Genomic DNA, 15,270 nt, shown 5'->3' on the forward strand with positions numbered 1-15,270 from the left:
GGCCTTCCCCGCCCCGCCTCCCCTCCGATGCCAGACCCGCCGCGCTCGGGGTTGTCCGTCGGGGTGGCGCCGGTGTCCGGACGGCGCGCGTGTGCGCCGCGCGCGCATAGGGTGCGGCACATGACCCAGCATCCGACCCAGGCCGTGATCCTCGCCGGTGGGCAGGGATCACGGCTGCGGCCGTACACCGACGACCGTCCGAAGCCGATGGTGGAGATCCCCGGCACCGGAGTGCCGATCATCGGCCACCAGTTGGCGTGGCTCGCGGACGAGGGCGTCACCGACGTCGTCGTCTCCTCGGGGCACCTCGCCGAGGTGCTCGAGGAGTGGCTCGGCAAGGCCGAACTCCCCTGTCGTGTGACGACGGTGACCGAGTCCGAGCCCCTCGGGCGGGGCGGCGGGCTGAAGTTCGCGGCGCGCTCCCTGCCCCGGCCGGACGAGCCGTGGTACGCCACGAACGGGGACATCTGGACACGCTTCTCGTTGCGCGAGATGGCGGCGTTCCACGCCGAGCGCGATGCCACGGCCACGCTCGCGCTGGCCCGCCCGCGTATCCCGTGGGGCGCTGTGGAGACGGACGAGTTCGGTCACGTCCTCGACTTCATCGAGGCGCCGCCCTCCCCGTACCTGATCAACGCGGGTGTCTACGTCTTCGCGCGTCGGTTCGCCGGGCTGCTGCCCGAGCGCGGTGACCACGAGCGCACCACTTTTCCCCGGCTGGCCCGCGAGCGGGCACTGGCCGGTTACCCGCTCCCCCAGCGTTCGTACTGGCGGGCCATCGACACCGCGAAGGACCTGACGGAAGCGGCCAGGGAACTCGCCGGCGAGCACGGTGGCTGACGGCGACTACCCAGGCGCTGACGGCGACGCACAGGTCCGCTCACGGGCCCCCAGGTAGCTTGCCCACAGCGACTGACAAGCAGCTACCCGCAGCGGCTCACGGCAGCCCACGACGGCTCACGACGACTCATGACGGCTCACGACGGCTCGCAGCACTGACCGCCTCGGCGTTCCAGCAGTGCCCCTGTCACGGGCCGCTGAGGGGCCACAACCGCCCCGCGGGCAGCCGTCAGCGCGCCGCCAGAAGCACCGCCGTCCAGCACACGCGCGCCCCACACCAGGACGCCACCCGGCGCACCCAGCGCGCACGCCTCCAGAAGCGCACCCCAGCTCCGCATGGCGCGATCGCGTGCAGAACTCCACGCGTGAGGCCGTCGGCTCCTCCCCGGGAACGTCCGGGGGAAGCCGACGGCCTCACGTCTGTCCGGCGGCAGGCACCATGCCTGCCAGGCCGACGGACCTGCCAGGCGAGCCCTGCCAAGCGGACCCCGCCAGGCGGCCCCGCCAGGCGGCCTGGCAAGCGGGCCTGCCAGGCCTGCGGGCTGTCAGCGGCCCAGCAGGCCGCCCAACGCGCCGCGTCCGCCACCGCTGCTGCCACCGCCGGAGGCGGAGGTGCCGCCGCCGGAGCCGGACGACGAGGTGCCGCCCGAGGGGGAGGACTGGCGGGAGAGGCCGTTGCCGGCGCTTCCGCTGCCCGTCGTCGCTTGCGGCTGCTGCGGCTGCTGTTGCTGCTGGGGCGGTGCGGTGGTGCCCTCCTGGGTGCCGGGGGTGGTGCCCTGCTGGGCGCCCTGGGCCGTGCCCTGCGTCCGGCCCTGACTCGGGGTGGACTCCGGGCCGCTGGTGGCCCGGCCTTCGCCCGGCCGGGTCTCGTTCGCGGAGGGGTTGCGGTCCTTGCGGCGGGTGTCCGCGTCCCCGTGCCGCCCGTTCGCGCCGCCGTCCGGTCCCTGGGTGGCCTGGCCCGTGCCGGCACCCTCGCCCGGGGTCCGGGGCATCGGCGAGCCGGGCAACCGGTTGGTGGGTGTCTCACCGCGGCCCGGGAGTGTGGTCGTCTGGGAGGAGCGTACGGCGCTGCCCAGCAGCGAGCCGACGAGCAGGGCCAGGCCGACGATCACCGTCGCGACGAGGGTGCCCCGGCGCAGCACGCGGCGGCGCAGGTCCCACAGGGAGACGCGGGGGCCGAGCTTGCGCCAGGCCTCGCTCGCGAGTCGGCCGTCGACGGAGAAGACCGGGGCGCCCGCGATGATCAGCGGGCTCCAGGCCGCGAGGTAGATGATGTCGGGCGCCTCGTATGCGGGGACCGAGCTCCAGCTGACCGTCATCAGGAGGGCTGCCGACAGGAGTGCGCCGAGGCCGGCGGCGACCCGCTGCCACAGACCGAAGATCGTCAGCACGCCGACGATCACCTGGAGGAACGCCACGGTGAGTCCCGCGCCGACCGGGTGCGCCAGGGCGAAGTCGCGCAGCGGGGAGGCGATCGTCCACGGTTCGAGGGAGCGCAGCCAGGTGACCATGGAGCCGCGTTCGCCGCCGTCGAAGTAGACGGGGTCGCAGAGTTTGCCCATCCCGGCGTAGACGGTGATGAGGCCGAGGAAGACGCGCAGCGGGAGGAGGACGACGCCGAGGTTCATGCGGCGCCCGGGGTAGTAGGCGTGCCGCACGGCGTCGCGGCGCCGTCGGCCGCCGGTGTCCGCGCTGCGGTCCTCGGCGGCCTCGTCGTAGGGATCCGGGTAGCCGATGGTGGTCAGCGCACCGGTGTCGGCACCGTCGTGAGGCCCGTGAGGCCCGTGAGGCCCGTGAGGCCCGTGAGGCCCACGGTCACGGTGGTCGACGGTGGTGATCCGGCCGGTGTGGCCGGCGGAGCCGCCGTGGTCGTCGTACTCGTCGTCGAAAGCGCCGCGCGCCGGGCGTACGCCCTTGAGCAGCGGTTCGCCCTGCGGCGGCAGCGGCGCGCCGCCGGGTGGGACGGGCCGGCCGCTCTCGGACGGCTGGGGGCCGCGGGGCGGGCCGACGACGGTGGCGGGGCCGCCGCCCGCGCCACCGCGCGAGGGCGCGCCGTCGACGCGAGGGAGCGTCTGCGTGGACGAGGGGTCGGACTCGGTGCCCGCGGGGCCCGCGAAGCCGACGAGCCCGGCGGTGCGGGCTGCCTGGATCACCTTCGTGGCGCCGGTGTCGTCCGGCTCGGCGCCGCCGCTCCACACCACGGGCGTGCGGCGGCGCGCCGCCCGTGCGGCGCCGGGGGACCCCACGGAGCCGGCGGCGCCGGAGCGGCGGGCCATGCCGGCCGGTCCGCCTCCGGCGGCGACCGGGAGGGGCTCGGTGTCCTCGAACGCGGGGCCGCTTCCGGCTCCGCTTCCCGCACCGGCCGCTCCCCCGCCGGCCACTCCCGCACCGGCCGCCGGGGAAGTGGCTCCGACGGCGACGGCGGTGGCGGGCGTGAGGGACGCGGCGGAGGCCGCGGACGCCAGGGCGGCGCGCGCGGCTACGGAGGAGGAGTAGGCGGTCGGCGCCGTCGAGGACGCACCGAGCCGTACTCGGAAACTCGCGTGATTGACGACCACCTCAGCGGGGTCGGACGGGACCTTGACCGTGCTCAGCACCGGCTCGTCGTCGAAGAAACCGCGGGGGCTTCCCCCTGGGCTGTGCCCAGAGCCGCGGCCCGAAGCGCCGGGTGCGCGGGGTGTTCTGGTGTCCACACTCATCTAACCGAGTGACGGACGGTTAGGACACTGCCTTGACCACCCCGATCTGTCGGAGGCCCGTCAAGTGATCATCGGCCCCCGGCAGCCGCCAGAGCGCGCGCCCCGTGCCAGTGGCACCCCACGCCCGGTGGCACCCCACGCCCAGTGACACCACACGCCCGGCGGCATGCCACGTAGCACCACACGCCCGGTGGCATGCCCCGTGGCACCACACGCCGGCGGCACCACGTGCCCGCCGGCACCGCGCGCCCGGGTCAGGCGCGCCGCCGTGCCGCCTCGTAGAGGACGACGCCCGCCGCGACACCCGCGTTCAGCGATTCGGCGCCGCCCGGCATCGGGATGCGCACGCGCAGGTCGCACGTCTCCCCCACCAGCCGGGACAGGCCCTTGCCCTCGCTGCCGACGACGACCACGAGCGGTCCGTCGAGCGCGGCGACGTCCCCGAGTTCGACGTCCCCGTCCGCGGCCAGACCGATCACCGTCAGGCCCGCCTTCTGGTACGACTCCAGCGCACGGGTGAGGTTGGTGGCGCGCGCCACCGGCGTACGCGCCGCGGTGCCGGCCGACGTCTTCCACGCCCCCGCCGTCATCCCCGCCGCACGGCGCTCGGGAACGACCACACCGTGCCCGCCGAACGCGGAGGCGGAGCGGACGACGGCGCCCAGGTTGCGCGGGTCGGTCACCCCGTCGAGCGCGACGATCAGCGGGTCCTCACCGTTGTCGAACGCTGCGGCAGCCAGGTCCTCGGGGTGCGCGTACTCGTACGGCGGCACCTGCAGGACCAGGCCCTGGTGGTTGAGGCCGTTCGTCATCCGGTCCAGCTCCGGCCTGGGGGCCTCGACCAGCCGGATGCCGCCCCGGTCACCCGCGACGCGGACCGCCTCGCGGACCCGGTCGTCGTTGTCGATGAACTGCTGGACGTAGAGGGCGTTCGCCGGGACGCCCTCGCTGAGGGCCTCCACCACGGAGTTGCGGCCCACGACCAGTTCGGAGGTGCCCTTGCCGCCCCGCGGGCCGCCGCGCTGCGGACGGCCCTGGGCACGGCGCGCCTTCGCCTGCGCGGCGCGCTGCTTGGCGTGGCCCTTGCGCATCTCGGCGGGCGGCGTGGGGCCCTTGCCCTCCAGGCCTCGGCGGCGCTGTCCTCCGCTGCCGACCTGCGGGCCCTTCTTCTTCCCGGGCATGGGGTACCTACCTTGCTCACGTTGACGGTGCGGGTCGCGGCCACGGCCACGAGACGGCGCGCGGTGCGGAGCGCGCCGCGGGTTCGCGGTCGCGGTCGCGGTTCGGATGTACGTACGGCCTGTCAACGGTACCGGTACTCGCGCCCGGCCCGGCCTCGCTCACGTTCCCCGCTCACGTTCCCCGCTCACGCGGAGCACCCGGAGTTCGCGCGGAGACCGCCCCCGGCGGGCCGCTGCCACCCGGAACCGCTCCCGCGGCGGCGCGACCCCACACAGGCCGCTCCCACCGCTCCCGCCGGGACCACCGCTCCCACCGGGACCGCCGGGACCACCGGGGCCACCGGGACCGCCGGGGCCACCGGGACCGCCGCCGCGGGCCTCCTCAGTCCGTCGTCAGCTCCCAGCGGGGACCCGAGGGGGTGTCCTCGATCGTCAGGCCGGCGCGCTGGAGGTCGTCACGGAGGGCGTCGGCCGCGGCGTAGTCCTTGCGCTGCCGGGCGGCCTGCCGCTGCTGGAGCACGAGCCCGACCAGCGAGTCCACCACGGAGTGCAGGTAGGCCCCCGCCTGCGAGGAGCCGCCGGACCACGACGGGTCGAGGGGGTCCATCCCCAGGACGCCGAGCATGGCCCGCACCTCGGCGACCGCCGTGGCGACGGCGGCCTTGTCGCCCTCGCCCAGCGCGGCGTTCCCCTGCCGGACGGTGGTGTGGACGACGGCCAGCGCCTGCGGCACGGCGAAGTCGTCGTCCATGGCCTCGGCGAACGCGTCGGGCACGCGTTCGGCCGGCGCCACGTCGCCGGCGAGCTCGACCCCGCGCTGGAGGAAGCCCTCGATACGGGCGAACGCCGCGTCGGCCTCGCGCAGGGACTCCGGGCTGTACTCGATGGTGGAGCGGTAGTGCGGGCCCCCGAGGTAGTACCGCAGGACGAGCGGACGCCACTGCTTGACCATCTCGCTGACCAGGACCGAGTTGCCCAGCGACTTGCTCATCTTCTCGCCGCTCATGGTGACCCAGGCGTTGTGCGCCCAGTAGCGGGCGAACTCGTCGCCGAAGGCGCGGGACTGCGCGATCTCGTTCTCGTGGTGGGGGAAGACGAGATCGACGCCGCCGCCGTGGATGTCGAAGGTGCGGCCGAGGTACTTGTGCGCCATCGCGGAGCACTCCAGGTGCCAGCCGGGGCGGCCGGGGCCGAAGGGCGTCTCCCAGAACGGTTCACCGGGCTTGGCGGCCTTCCACATGGCGAAGTCGCGGGGATCGCGCTTGCCCGTCTCGCCCTCGCCCGCCGGCTGGCGGAGGTTGTCGAGCTCCTGGTTGGACAGGCCCAGGTACGAGGGGAAGGAGCGGACGTCGAAATAGACGTTGCCGTCGGCGGCGTAGGCGTGGCCGCGGTCGATGAGGACCCGCATCATCTCGACCATCTCGGGGATGTGTCCCGTGGCGCGCGGCTCGTTCGTGGGGGGCAGGCAGCCGAGGGCGTCGTAGGCGGCGTTGAAGGCGCGTTCGTTCGCGTAGCCGATCGCCCACCAGGGGCGCCCCTGTTCGGCGGATTTCGCGATGATCTTGTCGTCGATGTCGGTGACGTTGCGGACGAACGTCACCGCGTAGCCGCGGTAGGCGAACCAGCGGCGCATGATGTCGAAGTTCAGGCCCGACCGGATGTGCCCGATGTGCGGGGCGGCCTGCACGGTGGCGCCACACAGGTAGATCGAGACACAGCCGGGCTCGAGCGGGCTGAAATCGCGGATCTGCCGGGCGCTGGTGTCGTACAGGCGAAGAGTCACGGGGCCAAGGGTAGTAGCCCGCGGCGGGCCCCCGTGCCCCTCCCGGGGACGCACCCCTCCACCGGCTCCGTCGCCCCCTCAGACCGCTCGGCCGCCGGCGTCGCGCCTCCGGACCGCGCGTCCCGCGACGACGCCCAGCAGCGGGACGCACGCCAGCGCCGACCAGACGGCGGCCGGGCCGAGGTGCGCGCCGAACAGGGCACCCGTCGCGGCGCTGCCTCCCAGTACGACAGCGCCCGCGGCCGACGAGAGGGCGCCCATGCTGAAGCCGAGCCGCTCCTCGGCCACCAGTTCGGTCACCAGGGCGCGGGCCGCGGGGACGGCCAGCATCTGGCCGAGCGTGAGCGCCAGCACGTAGACCGCGGCCGGTACCAGACCGACCGCGTCCGTCAGGCCGAACGGCGCGAGGGCCGCCACCGTCAGGAAACCCGCCGCCACGACGGCCAGCCCCGCGCACAGCGCCGCACGGTGGCTCATCCGCTCCCCCACCGCCCGCGTGACGGGCAGCTGCGCGCACACGACGAGGAGCGAGGAGAGCGCGAACAGCCAGCCGAGGGCGCCCTGCGATCCCGTCGCCCGTACGACCTCCTCGGGGAGGGCGAGGTAGAGCTGGTTGTAGGCGAGGAGATAGGTGCTGTAGGCGAGACAGAGGAGCAGGAAGGGACCGTTGCGGACGGTGGCCCGCAGGGCGCCGCCGTGCTGCCGTGACCGCCCTGCCGAACGGTGAGCGCCGTCCGCCGCGGCGCCGCGCACGGATCCCGCCTCCGGCTCGGGTCGCCCGCGCGGCATCCAGCGCCAGTGGCCCGCCAGGACGGCGACGAAGACGACGGCGCCCGCGAGGCAGGCGGTACGGAAGTCGGCCAGCAGCAGGAGCGAGCCCAGCAGCGGGCCGAGGAAGGCACCGGCCTGGCCCGAGGCGGAGAAGACCGCGAGCGTGCGGGCCCGCGGGTGCCCGGTGGCCTGCTCGTGGCGTACGGCCTGGCGTGCCGTCTCCGACTCGACGGCGGGTGAGAAGAGAGCAGCCGCGAACCCGACGCACAGCACCGCCGCGATCACGGAGGCGGTCTGCTGCGCGTACCCCAGCCACAGGAAACCGGCGATACGCAGGACGCATCCGGCCAGCACCACGGGGCGCGGCCCGTACCGGTCGGTGAGCGCGCCCCCGACGACGAACAGCCCCTGCTGGCTGAACGTCCGCAGCCCCAGCACGAGACCGACCAGCCAGCCCCCCATGTCCAGCGCACCGCCCAAGTGCTCGGCCAGGTAGGGCAGGACGGCGAAGAAGCCGACGTTGAACGCCAGCTGCGTGCCGGCGAGCAGCCGCACGAAGGGTGGCAGAGCCCGTATGTCGCCCAGCGAGCCCAGGGAGGTTCGGGGCCGGCCCGCGCTCCGCCGTGCGGCCCGGGTGCGGCGGCGCACCCGGGTCACGAAACCTCATCCTCACGGGGCCCGCCCGGCCCCCGCGGTTTCGCTTTCCTCCGCACCGCGGAGGCCAGCGGGCCTGCCGCCACGGCCAGGACGCCGACCACCGCGAGCCCCGCGGCGGGAGCGAGGACGGCCCAGGGGGCGCGCTCGGCGTACGGCATGTTCTCCGAGAGCATGCGGCCCCACTCGGGGGCGGGCGGTTCGGCGCCCAGGCCCAGGAAGCCGAGGGAGGCGAGGGCCAGCGCCAGCGCGGGGACACGGAGGAGCGCGTGACGGACGACCGGGGTCAGCACACCGGGCAGTACGTGGCGGCGCAGCAGATGCCACCGTCCCGCGCCCAGCGCGACGGCGCCCTCGACGTGGGCGGCGGCGCGCTCCTGCTCGTACAGCGCGGCGGTGTGGGCGGCCAGCGGCGCCCAGGCGACGACGGCGACGGCAGCGGCCGCGCCGAGAGCGCCGGGTCCTGCGATACCCGCGACGACCAGTCCGGCGATGACCGGCGGGAGGGCGTTGACGACCTCCCGCAGGCCCTCCGTCCAGCGCGTCAGCGCCCCGAGCGCCACCCCGGCGACGAGGGTGACGGCGGCGACCGCCACGGCCGTCAGCGCGGTCCGGGCGGCGCCGTGACCGATCCTGGCGAGGAGGTCGCGGCCGAGCGCGTCGGTGCCCAGCGGGTGCGCCGCGCTGGGTGCGGCGAGCCGGGCCGCGGTGTCGACGTGCAGCGGGTCGCGGGTCATGCCGTAGACGACGGTGGCCGCCAGCAGGGCCGCCAGCACACCGGCCGACCAGACCAGGGCGCGTGCGGGAGGCAGCCGGGGGCGGCGGAGCGCGGGCAGCGCCCCGGCGTCCAGCGCGGGGCCGAGTGCGGCGCGCCGCACTCCCCGCACACCGGCGCCGACGGCCAGCCCCAGCGCGAGCAGCAGCAGGACGCAGGCCTGGAGGACGGGCAGATCCTGGGCGAGGGCTGCCTTGAGCGCCGTCCCGCCGAGCCCCGGGATGGCGAAGAGGGTCTCGACGGCGACGGCGCCGCCCGTGAGGCCGACGACGACGAACCCGAACTGCGGCAGCAGCGGCGGCAGTACACGGCGCAGCGCGTGCCGGGCGACGCGCCGGGGCGGGACGCCGTAGGCGACGTTCGTGCGGACCCACTCCTCGGCGAAGGCGCCGGGCAGCGCGTCGTCGAGCAGCCGCCCCAGCAGGGCGCCCGCGGGGATGCCCATGGCGAGCGCGGGCAGCACGGCGGTGGCCACGGGGGTCTCGCCGCCCCAGCCCAGGGGCGGGAACCAGCCGAGCCGCACCGCGAAGACCGTCGCGAGGACCGCCGCGAGCAGGAACTCCGGCAGCGCCGCCAGCACCGCACCGAGCGCTCCGACGCGCGCGGTGGGGCGCTTGCGGCCGGTTCCGCGCGCCCCCGCCACCAGGGTGCGGAAGCCGAGCGCCGTCGCCAGCAGCACGGCCACGGCGAGGGAGACGCCCATGAGCGTCAGCGAGACGCCGAGCGCCGCGAACACGTCGGGGCGCACCGGCTGCCCCGACACCCAGGAGGTGCCGAAGTCGCCGTGCGCCACCCCCGAGGCCCAGTCGGCGAGCAGCCGCAGCGGCCCCGCGTCCAGTCCGGTCTCCGCGCGGATGGCGGCCAGCGCGTCGGGCGTGGGCGCGCGGTCGGCGTAGCGCGCGTGCAGGATCGTGCGGGCCGGATCGGTGCGCGTCAGCCAGGGCAGCAGCCCGATGACGAGGAGGACCCCGAGCGCCGCGAGGACGCGCCCCGCCCAGACCGTCAGCCCCCGCACGGACCGGCCGCCGGGGAGCCCTCGCCCCGACGGAGCGGAAAGGCCTCGGCGGGGCGGAGCGGAAAGGTCCCGTCCCGACGGAGCGCGGAGTCCGCGTGCGGCGCCGGTCGCACGGGCGTGCCTCCGAGCATCCGTTCCCGTCGTGTCCTCGGCCGCCGCCCGAGGGGTCGTGCCCACGCGTCTCACGCGCGGCTCACCCGCGGTGGGTGTCGGCGGTGACCAACGTGCGCTCCATCGGGTCGAAGGAGACCCCCTCGACGTCGTCGGCGACGCCCTGGATGAAGCGCTCGTGCAGCAGCGGCACCACCGCGTCGGTCCGCAGGATCTTCGCCTCGGCCGCCATCTCCGCGCGCTGCCGGGCGGCCGTGTCCTCGGTACCGGCCGCCTTGGCGACGGCCTTGTCGACGTCCTCGTCGCACAGCTGCGACATGTTGAACGAACCCTTGCAGGTGAAGTCGGACTCCATGTACGAGACCGGGTCACCGGTGTCGAGCAGCGTGTTGCGTGCCTGGACGAAGACGTCGTACTTGCCCGCGAGCGCGTCCGCCTCCATCCGCGCGTAGTCGCGCACCACCTGCTTGACCTTGAACCCCGCCTTCTCGAACTGCTGCTGGAGCGCGGTGACGACCTCCGGCAGCTCGGGGCGGTTGGTGTAGGTGGCGAGCGTGATCGTCGGCGCCTTCTTCACCTGTGCCTCGGACGCGGCCTTCGCCCGGCCCTCGACCGGCACCCGCTTGTCCCGCGCCCACTTCACACCGGGTCCGAGCAGCCCCTCCGGCTCGTCCGCGTACCCCTCGTAGACGCCCTTGATCAGGGCCTTGCTGTCGATGGCCGCACGGGCGGCGGCGCGCAGGCGCGGATCCTTCAGCGGCCCGCGCTCGGTGTTCATGTACAGGCTGTTGGTCCGCGCGGTGGGCACCTCGTGCACCTGGTTCTTCTTCAGCACCGACGCCTGCGAGACCGGCACGTACTCGGCGATGTCGGTGCTGCCGGCGCGCAGCGCGTTGGCGCGGGTCGTGCCGTTCGCCGTGAACGTCACGTCCACGCCGGACGCCTTCGCCCTGCCGCCCCAGTAGCCGTTGTAGCGGTCCAGCTTCGCGCTGACCGTGCCCTCGACCTTCGTCAGCGTGAACGGGCCCGTCGCATGCCCCGCGACGGTCACCTTGCCGCCCTTGCCGTACGCCTGCGGCGACAGCACCGCGAGGGAGGGGTTGGCCAGCCGCTGGGGCAGCAGCGCGTCCGGCTCGCTGCTGGTCACGGTCACCGTGTCCGCGTCCTTCGCCCGCGCGGACAGCTTCCCCGCGTCGCTGAGCACGCGCGGCTGCGGGGAGGCCTTCGTGGCCGCCGTCAGGGAGCGGGCCGCCGCCTCGGCGGTCACCTTCTTCCCGTCCTGGAAACGGGCCTCGCGCAGCTGGAACGTCCACGTGCGGTCCCCCTGGGAGGACTTCCACGACGTCGCCAGCGCGGGCTTCGCCTCACCCGAGGCATCCAGCCTGGTCAGCCCCTCGATGACGGACAGTCTGCTGAGAGTGACCGCGTCGTCCCCGTACGGGGACATCGCCTGGGCCGGCGGAAACGCCATGGAGACCCGCAGCCGGTCACCGGAGGAGCCGCTGTTCCCGCCACCGCAGGCGGTGAGGGTCAGCGCGCCCACGACGGTGAGGAGCACGGCGGTGGGGGGCACCGCCGTGGCGGCACGGCGGTGCGCCTGGGCGGCGCGGCGGTTCGGCCTGGCGGCGGCGCGGCGGCCTGGCCTGGCGGCGGCGCGGCGTATGTGGGGCATGGGTCGGACTCTACCTGGAAGCGATTTTCAACAAGCGGTGGCGGTCAGCGGGACACCCGCGGGCTCTCCCGCCGAGGGCACCGGAACCGGCAACTCGAAGTGGACGATGCCCTGCCCCCCGCCCGGCAGCTCCCGCTCGTCGCAGACAACCGTCGCCAACGACCGCCAGAACGGCTCGGCCCCCGGCACCGCCGGGTCCGTGTGCAGATAGACGGCCTCGTAACCGCCCGCGTCCGCGACGAACGCCGACAGCTCCCGCACCATCGCCCGGGCGATCCCCAGACGGCGGTGCGTCGGCCGCACATAGATCCTGCACAGCTGCGCGGTGCTCCGCGAAGGGAAACGCTCCGCGATCCACGGCGGATTCGGCGGCGCCTGCGGGCCCTGGTCACGGACCGCGCCCGTCCCCACGACCTCGCCGCTCGCCTCGTCGACCGCGACGAGCAGCGTACGGCGACGCGGACGCAGATACGTTCCCTCGACGTCGATGATGTCCCGGTGCCAGCGCGGCACATACCCCGACCGCAGGTCCCCGTAGACGGTGTCCAGCATGACGCTGCGCGCGGCGTCGACATCGGCGGGAGCGGCGGTACGCAAGACGTAAGACATCGAAGACACGCCTCAACTGTAACTGCGACCGAGTCGCAACAACGCACCCACCGCATCGGGGCCCCATACGACGCGACCGGCGGCAACCGAACCACCGCACCCAGAGCATGCGCACCCCATGGCAGCCGGCCGGTGACGGCCGCCTCGCAACGCCGCGCACGTTCGCCGGGGACCCCGCCGCTGCGGCGGAACGGCAGGGGCCGCCCCTATCGCCCGACCCGCCTGACAGAACTGCCCGGCACGCCACCGCGAGGGGGCAGGCAGCGGCGGTCCGGTCAGGGGGTGGGGAGGACGAGCGCGGTGGCCAGGGCCGCCAGGCCCTCACCGCGGCCGGTGAGGCCGAGCCCGTCCGTGGTGGTGCCCGCGACGGAGACGGGGGCACCGACGGCGGCGGTCAGGGCGGCAGCCGCCTCCGCACGGCGTTTGCCGATCTTCGGACGGACGCCGATGACCTGGATGGCGACGTTCCCGATCTCGAAGCCGCCGTCGCGCACGAGGCGCGCGGCCTCGGAGAGGAGGGTGACGCCGGAGGCGCCGGACCACTCGGGCCTGCCGGTGCCGAAGTGCGCGCCGAGGTCGCCCATGGACGCGGCGGAGAACAGCGCGTCGCAGGCCGCGTGGGCGGCGACGTCCCCATCGGAGTGCCCGGCGAGTCCGTACGGTTCGCCCTCCCACAGCAGGCCGCCGCACCACAGCTCGCGGCCTTCCTCGAACGCGTGCACGTCGGTACCGATGCCGACGAGGGGGAGGAGGGCGGGGCGCCCGGTGTGCTCAGCGGTGCGTTCAGTACTCAACGTTCGCCTTCCTGCGTGTCAGTACCGCCTCCGCCAGGACCAGGTCGAGGGGGCGGGTCACCTTGAAGGCCTCCTCGTGGCCGCGTACGACGACGACCTCGACGCCGAGCCGTTCGACCATGCCGGCGTCGTCGGTGGCGCCCTCGCCCTCGGGTGCCAGCCGGGCGTGCGCCTGAGCCAGGACCTTGCGGGCGAAGCCCTGCGGGGTCTGCACGGCGCGCAGGCGGGCCCGGTCGGGGGTGCCGGTGACCGGCTCGGGCTCCGCGCCGGTGCGCGGCTCCACCTGCTTGACGGTGTCGGTGACGGGCAGCGCGGGCACCACCGCGGGCGCACCGTCGCGCACGGCGGCGACGACGGAGTCGACCGTCTCGTGCGGGACGAGGGGCCGGGCCGCGTCGTGGACGAGCACCGTCTCGACCGTCCCGGGCAGTGCGGCGAGGCCGAGGCGCACGGAGTCCTGGCGGGTGTCGCCGCCGGGAACGACGGTGACGTCGGTCAGCTCGTGCGCGTCCAGCAGGGCGCGGACCTCCGGGGCACCGTCGGGCGGTGCGACGACGACGACCAGTTCGACGGCGCGGGCCCGCGCCGTCGCCCGGACGGCGTGGATGAGCATGGGCGTACCGCCCAGCTCACGCAGCGCCTTGGGCGCCCCCGGGCCGAGCCGTACGCCCCTGCCGGCGGCGGGGATCACCACGGCGGTACGGGGGCCGGCGTCACCGGTGGGGCGCGGGTCGGCGGACGGGGCGGAGTCTGTGGAATCGATTGACATCGGTAGCGCGTTCAGGGTTTGTGTCCTCAGCCGGGGTGGGTATGGCCAGGGGGTACCCCGACCGTAGGTTGGAGGTAGTGCCGGGCGCGACCACTCGATCGAGCCCTTCCGTGAACACCGGTCGAGTGTGCAGCCCGGGCCCGGCACGTCAGACCCGGCCGCCCGTCGGACGGCGTCGGCCCATATCACCACATATGCCGCGGCGCCCGGCGACGACTGATGTCATCCGGGCACCGCGGCATCGCGGGACTGCGAGCAGTCCGCTGGAGCATTCCGTCCGGTGGGACAGTGCGTCCGTCCGGTGGGACAGTCCGTGGGTCAGGAAGCGAGAACCTCGTCGAGGAGCGCCTCGGCCTTGTCCTCGTTCGTGTTCTCCGCCAGGGCCAGTTCGCTCACCAGGATCTGGCGGGCCTTGGCCAGCATCCGCTTCTCTCCTGCGGAGAGGCCTCGCTCGCGCTCCCGGCGCCACAGGTCGCGCACAACCTCGGCCACCTTGATCACATCGCCGGACGCGAGCTTCTCGAGATTCGCCTTGTAGCGGCGGGACCAGTTGGTCGGCTCCTCGGCATACGGCGCGCGGAGCACCTCGAAGACCCTGTCCAGCCCGTCCGAACCGACGACGTCACGTACACCCACGAACTCCGCATTGTCCGCCGGCACGCGCACCGTCAAATCGCCCTGCGCAACCTTCAGAACCAAGTAGGTCTTGTCCACGCCTTTGATCTGGCGAGTTTCGATAGCCTCGATCAGCGCGGCCCCGTGATGGGGATAGACCACGGTGTCGCCAACCTTGAACGTCATGTGTCAGGTACCCCTTCCGTGGCTATCCAGGGTAACACGGCAACGACGTCTTCTGAATGGCGTTTTCGCAGGTCAGGGCACATCTCAGGGCTTGACAAGCAGCCCTCTATCGTGCTGCGGGCGGCCAATGCAAGCGGGTATTCGCAGGTGGGAGCGGTTCTGCCCACCTTCGGAAACGAGGACGATCGGCCTCCGCAAGGGACTCACGACACGTCCATCGCGCCCGATTTGTCCGGCTGTAGGGAGCAGCCTCTTCGTACGGTCTTCCGGCTTTCCCAAGAATTGATCAATGGCGGTGTAAGAACCTGTTGATCAATTCTTCATCAACCTCTCGCATTCCCCGGAATCCCCCGTACGGAGCCCACCCGAACACCGCCCCGACCTCGTACGGAGGCCCCTGCGGCTATCCGCCGCAGACGGCTATTCGCGGCCACGGGCCGCGGGGCGCAGGCCCGCGGGCACGGGCCGCGGGCCCGTGGCCCGCTGGTACCCGCGCGGGCACCGGGCGCCGGGCGGACAGCCCAGGGGTGCCGGGCGGCATCAGGCGGAGGGGCCGGCCACCCGCCTGTCTGACGGAGAGGCGGTCGGCGTCGGCGACGGGTAGACGGTCGGAGGCGGCGTCGGCGACGGGTAGACGGTCGGCGACGGCGACGGGGACGGGTAGGCGGTCGGCGACGGCAGGCGGTCGGCGGCAGGCGGTCGGCGGTCGGCGGTCGGCGGTCGGCGGTCGGCGGTCGGCGGTCGGCGGTCGGCGGTCGGCGACAGTGACGGTGACGGCGACGGCGACGGGTAGGCG

11 protein-coding genes and 1 pseudogene are annotated in these 15,270 nt (G+C 74.3%); 1 reads left to right on the top strand and 11 read right to left on the bottom strand.

The window, feature by feature from the left end:
- Window positions 1–120: 120 nt before the first annotated feature.
- Complete coding sequence (locus AB8Z75_RS21140; protein WP_369204294.1) at window positions 121–840, top strand: NDP-sugar synthase; 720 nt, start codon at window positions 121–123, stop codon at window positions 838–840.
- 545 nt (window positions 841–1,385) lie between these two features.
- Here the strand turns inward: AB8Z75_RS21140 and AB8Z75_RS21145 are convergent.
- The 11 genes and pseudogenes from AB8Z75_RS21145 to AB8Z75_RS21195 form a co-directional block, all read right to left on the bottom strand.
- Window positions 1,386–3,539, bottom strand: a complete 2,154-nt coding sequence (locus tag AB8Z75_RS21145) for a DoxX family protein (protein WP_369204296.1) — start codon at window positions 3,537–3,539, stop codon at window positions 1,386–1,388.
- 254 nt (window positions 3,540–3,793) lie between these two features.
- On the bottom strand, window positions 3,794–4,720 hold the full coding sequence (gene rlmB / locus AB8Z75_RS21150) for a 23S rRNA (guanosine(2251)-2'-O)-methyltransferase RlmB (protein WP_369204298.1): 927 nt from the start codon (window positions 4,718–4,720) through the stop codon (window positions 3,794–3,796).
- Window positions 4,721–5,102: 382 nt separating this feature from the next.
- Window positions 5,103–6,503 carry a cysteine--tRNA ligase gene (cysS, locus tag AB8Z75_RS21155; protein ID WP_369204300.1) on the bottom strand — a complete coding sequence of 467 codons (1,401 nt, stop codon included), beginning with the start codon at window positions 6,501–6,503 and terminating at the stop codon, window positions 5,103–5,105.
- Between the two features lie 78 nt (window positions 6,504–6,581).
- On the bottom strand, window positions 6,582–7,868 hold the full coding sequence (locus AB8Z75_RS21160; protein WP_369204308.1) for an MFS transporter: 1,287 nt from the start codon (window positions 7,866–7,868) through the stop codon (window positions 6,582–6,584).
- 59 nt (window positions 7,869–7,927) lie between these two features.
- Entirely contained in the window at window positions 7,928–9,709 is a 1,782-nt protein-coding gene (locus AB8Z75_RS21165; protein WP_369204310.1) for an ABC transporter permease subunit, read from the bottom strand.
- Between the two features lie 202 nt (window positions 9,710–9,911).
- Window positions 9,912–11,501: an ABC transporter substrate-binding protein gene (locus AB8Z75_RS21170; protein WP_369204302.1), complete on the bottom strand. Its 1,590-nt coding sequence runs from the start codon at window positions 11,499–11,501 to the stop codon at window positions 9,912–9,914.
- A 27-nt stretch (window positions 11,502–11,528) separates the two neighbouring features.
- A complete protein-coding gene (locus tag AB8Z75_RS21175) occupies window positions 11,529–12,110 on the bottom strand; it encodes a GNAT family N-acetyltransferase (RefSeq protein ID WP_369204312.1) in 582 nt (193 codons plus the stop codon).
- 275 nt (window positions 12,111–12,385) lie between these two features.
- On the bottom strand, window positions 12,386–12,904 hold the full coding sequence (gene ispF / locus AB8Z75_RS21180) for a 2-C-methyl-D-erythritol 2,4-cyclodiphosphate synthase (RefSeq protein ID WP_369204304.1): 519 nt from the start codon (window positions 12,902–12,904) through the stop codon (window positions 12,386–12,388).
- Window positions 12,894–13,673: a 2-C-methyl-D-erythritol 4-phosphate cytidylyltransferase gene (gene ispD, locus AB8Z75_RS21185; RefSeq protein ID WP_369204306.1), complete on the bottom strand. Its 780-nt coding sequence runs from the start codon at window positions 13,671–13,673 to the stop codon at window positions 12,894–12,896. Before ispD ends, ispF begins: the two co-directional genes overlap by 11 nt.
- A gap of 318 nt (window positions 13,674–13,991) precedes the next feature.
- Window positions 13,992–14,474 carry a CarD family transcriptional regulator gene (locus AB8Z75_RS21190; RefSeq protein ID WP_016472332.1) on the bottom strand — a complete coding sequence of 161 codons (483 nt, stop codon included), beginning with the start codon at window positions 14,472–14,474 and terminating at the stop codon, window positions 13,992–13,994.
- 403 nt (window positions 14,475–14,877) lie between these two features.
- Window positions 14,878–15,270 (bottom strand): annotated as a pseudogene (locus AB8Z75_RS21195) (hypothetical protein); the annotation flags it as partial.

It is taken from the genome of Streptomyces sp. PU-14G (assembly GCF_041028275.1).
Lineage (GTDB): Bacteria > Actinomycetota > Actinomycetes > Streptomycetales > Streptomycetaceae > Streptomyces.

Coding starts and splice junctions, on each gene's coding strand:
- ispD (WP_369204306.1), bottom strand. CDS start 13,673: ATGTCAATCGATTCCACAGACTCCGCCCCGTCCGCCGACCCGCGCCCC.
- AB8Z75_RS21140 (WP_369204294.1), top strand. CDS start 121: ATGACCCAGCATCCGACCCAGGCCGTGATCCTCGCCGGTGGGCAGGGA.
- AB8Z75_RS21145 (WP_369204296.1), bottom strand. CDS start 3,539: ATGAGTGTGGACACCAGAACACCCCGCGCACCCGGCGCTTCGGGCCGC.
- AB8Z75_RS21190 (WP_016472332.1), bottom strand. CDS start 14,474: ATGACGTTCAAGGTTGGCGACACCGTGGTCTATCCCCATCACGGGGCC.
- AB8Z75_RS21175 (WP_369204312.1), bottom strand. CDS start 12,110: ATGTCTTACGTCTTGCGTACCGCCGCTCCCGCCGATGTCGACGCCGCG.
- rlmB (WP_369204298.1), bottom strand. CDS start 4,720: ATGCCCGGGAAGAAGAAGGGCCCGCAGGTCGGCAGCGGAGGACAGCGC.
- AB8Z75_RS21170 (WP_369204302.1), bottom strand. CDS start 11,501: ATGCCCCACATACGCCGCGCCGCCGCCAGGCCAGGCCGCCGCGCCGCC.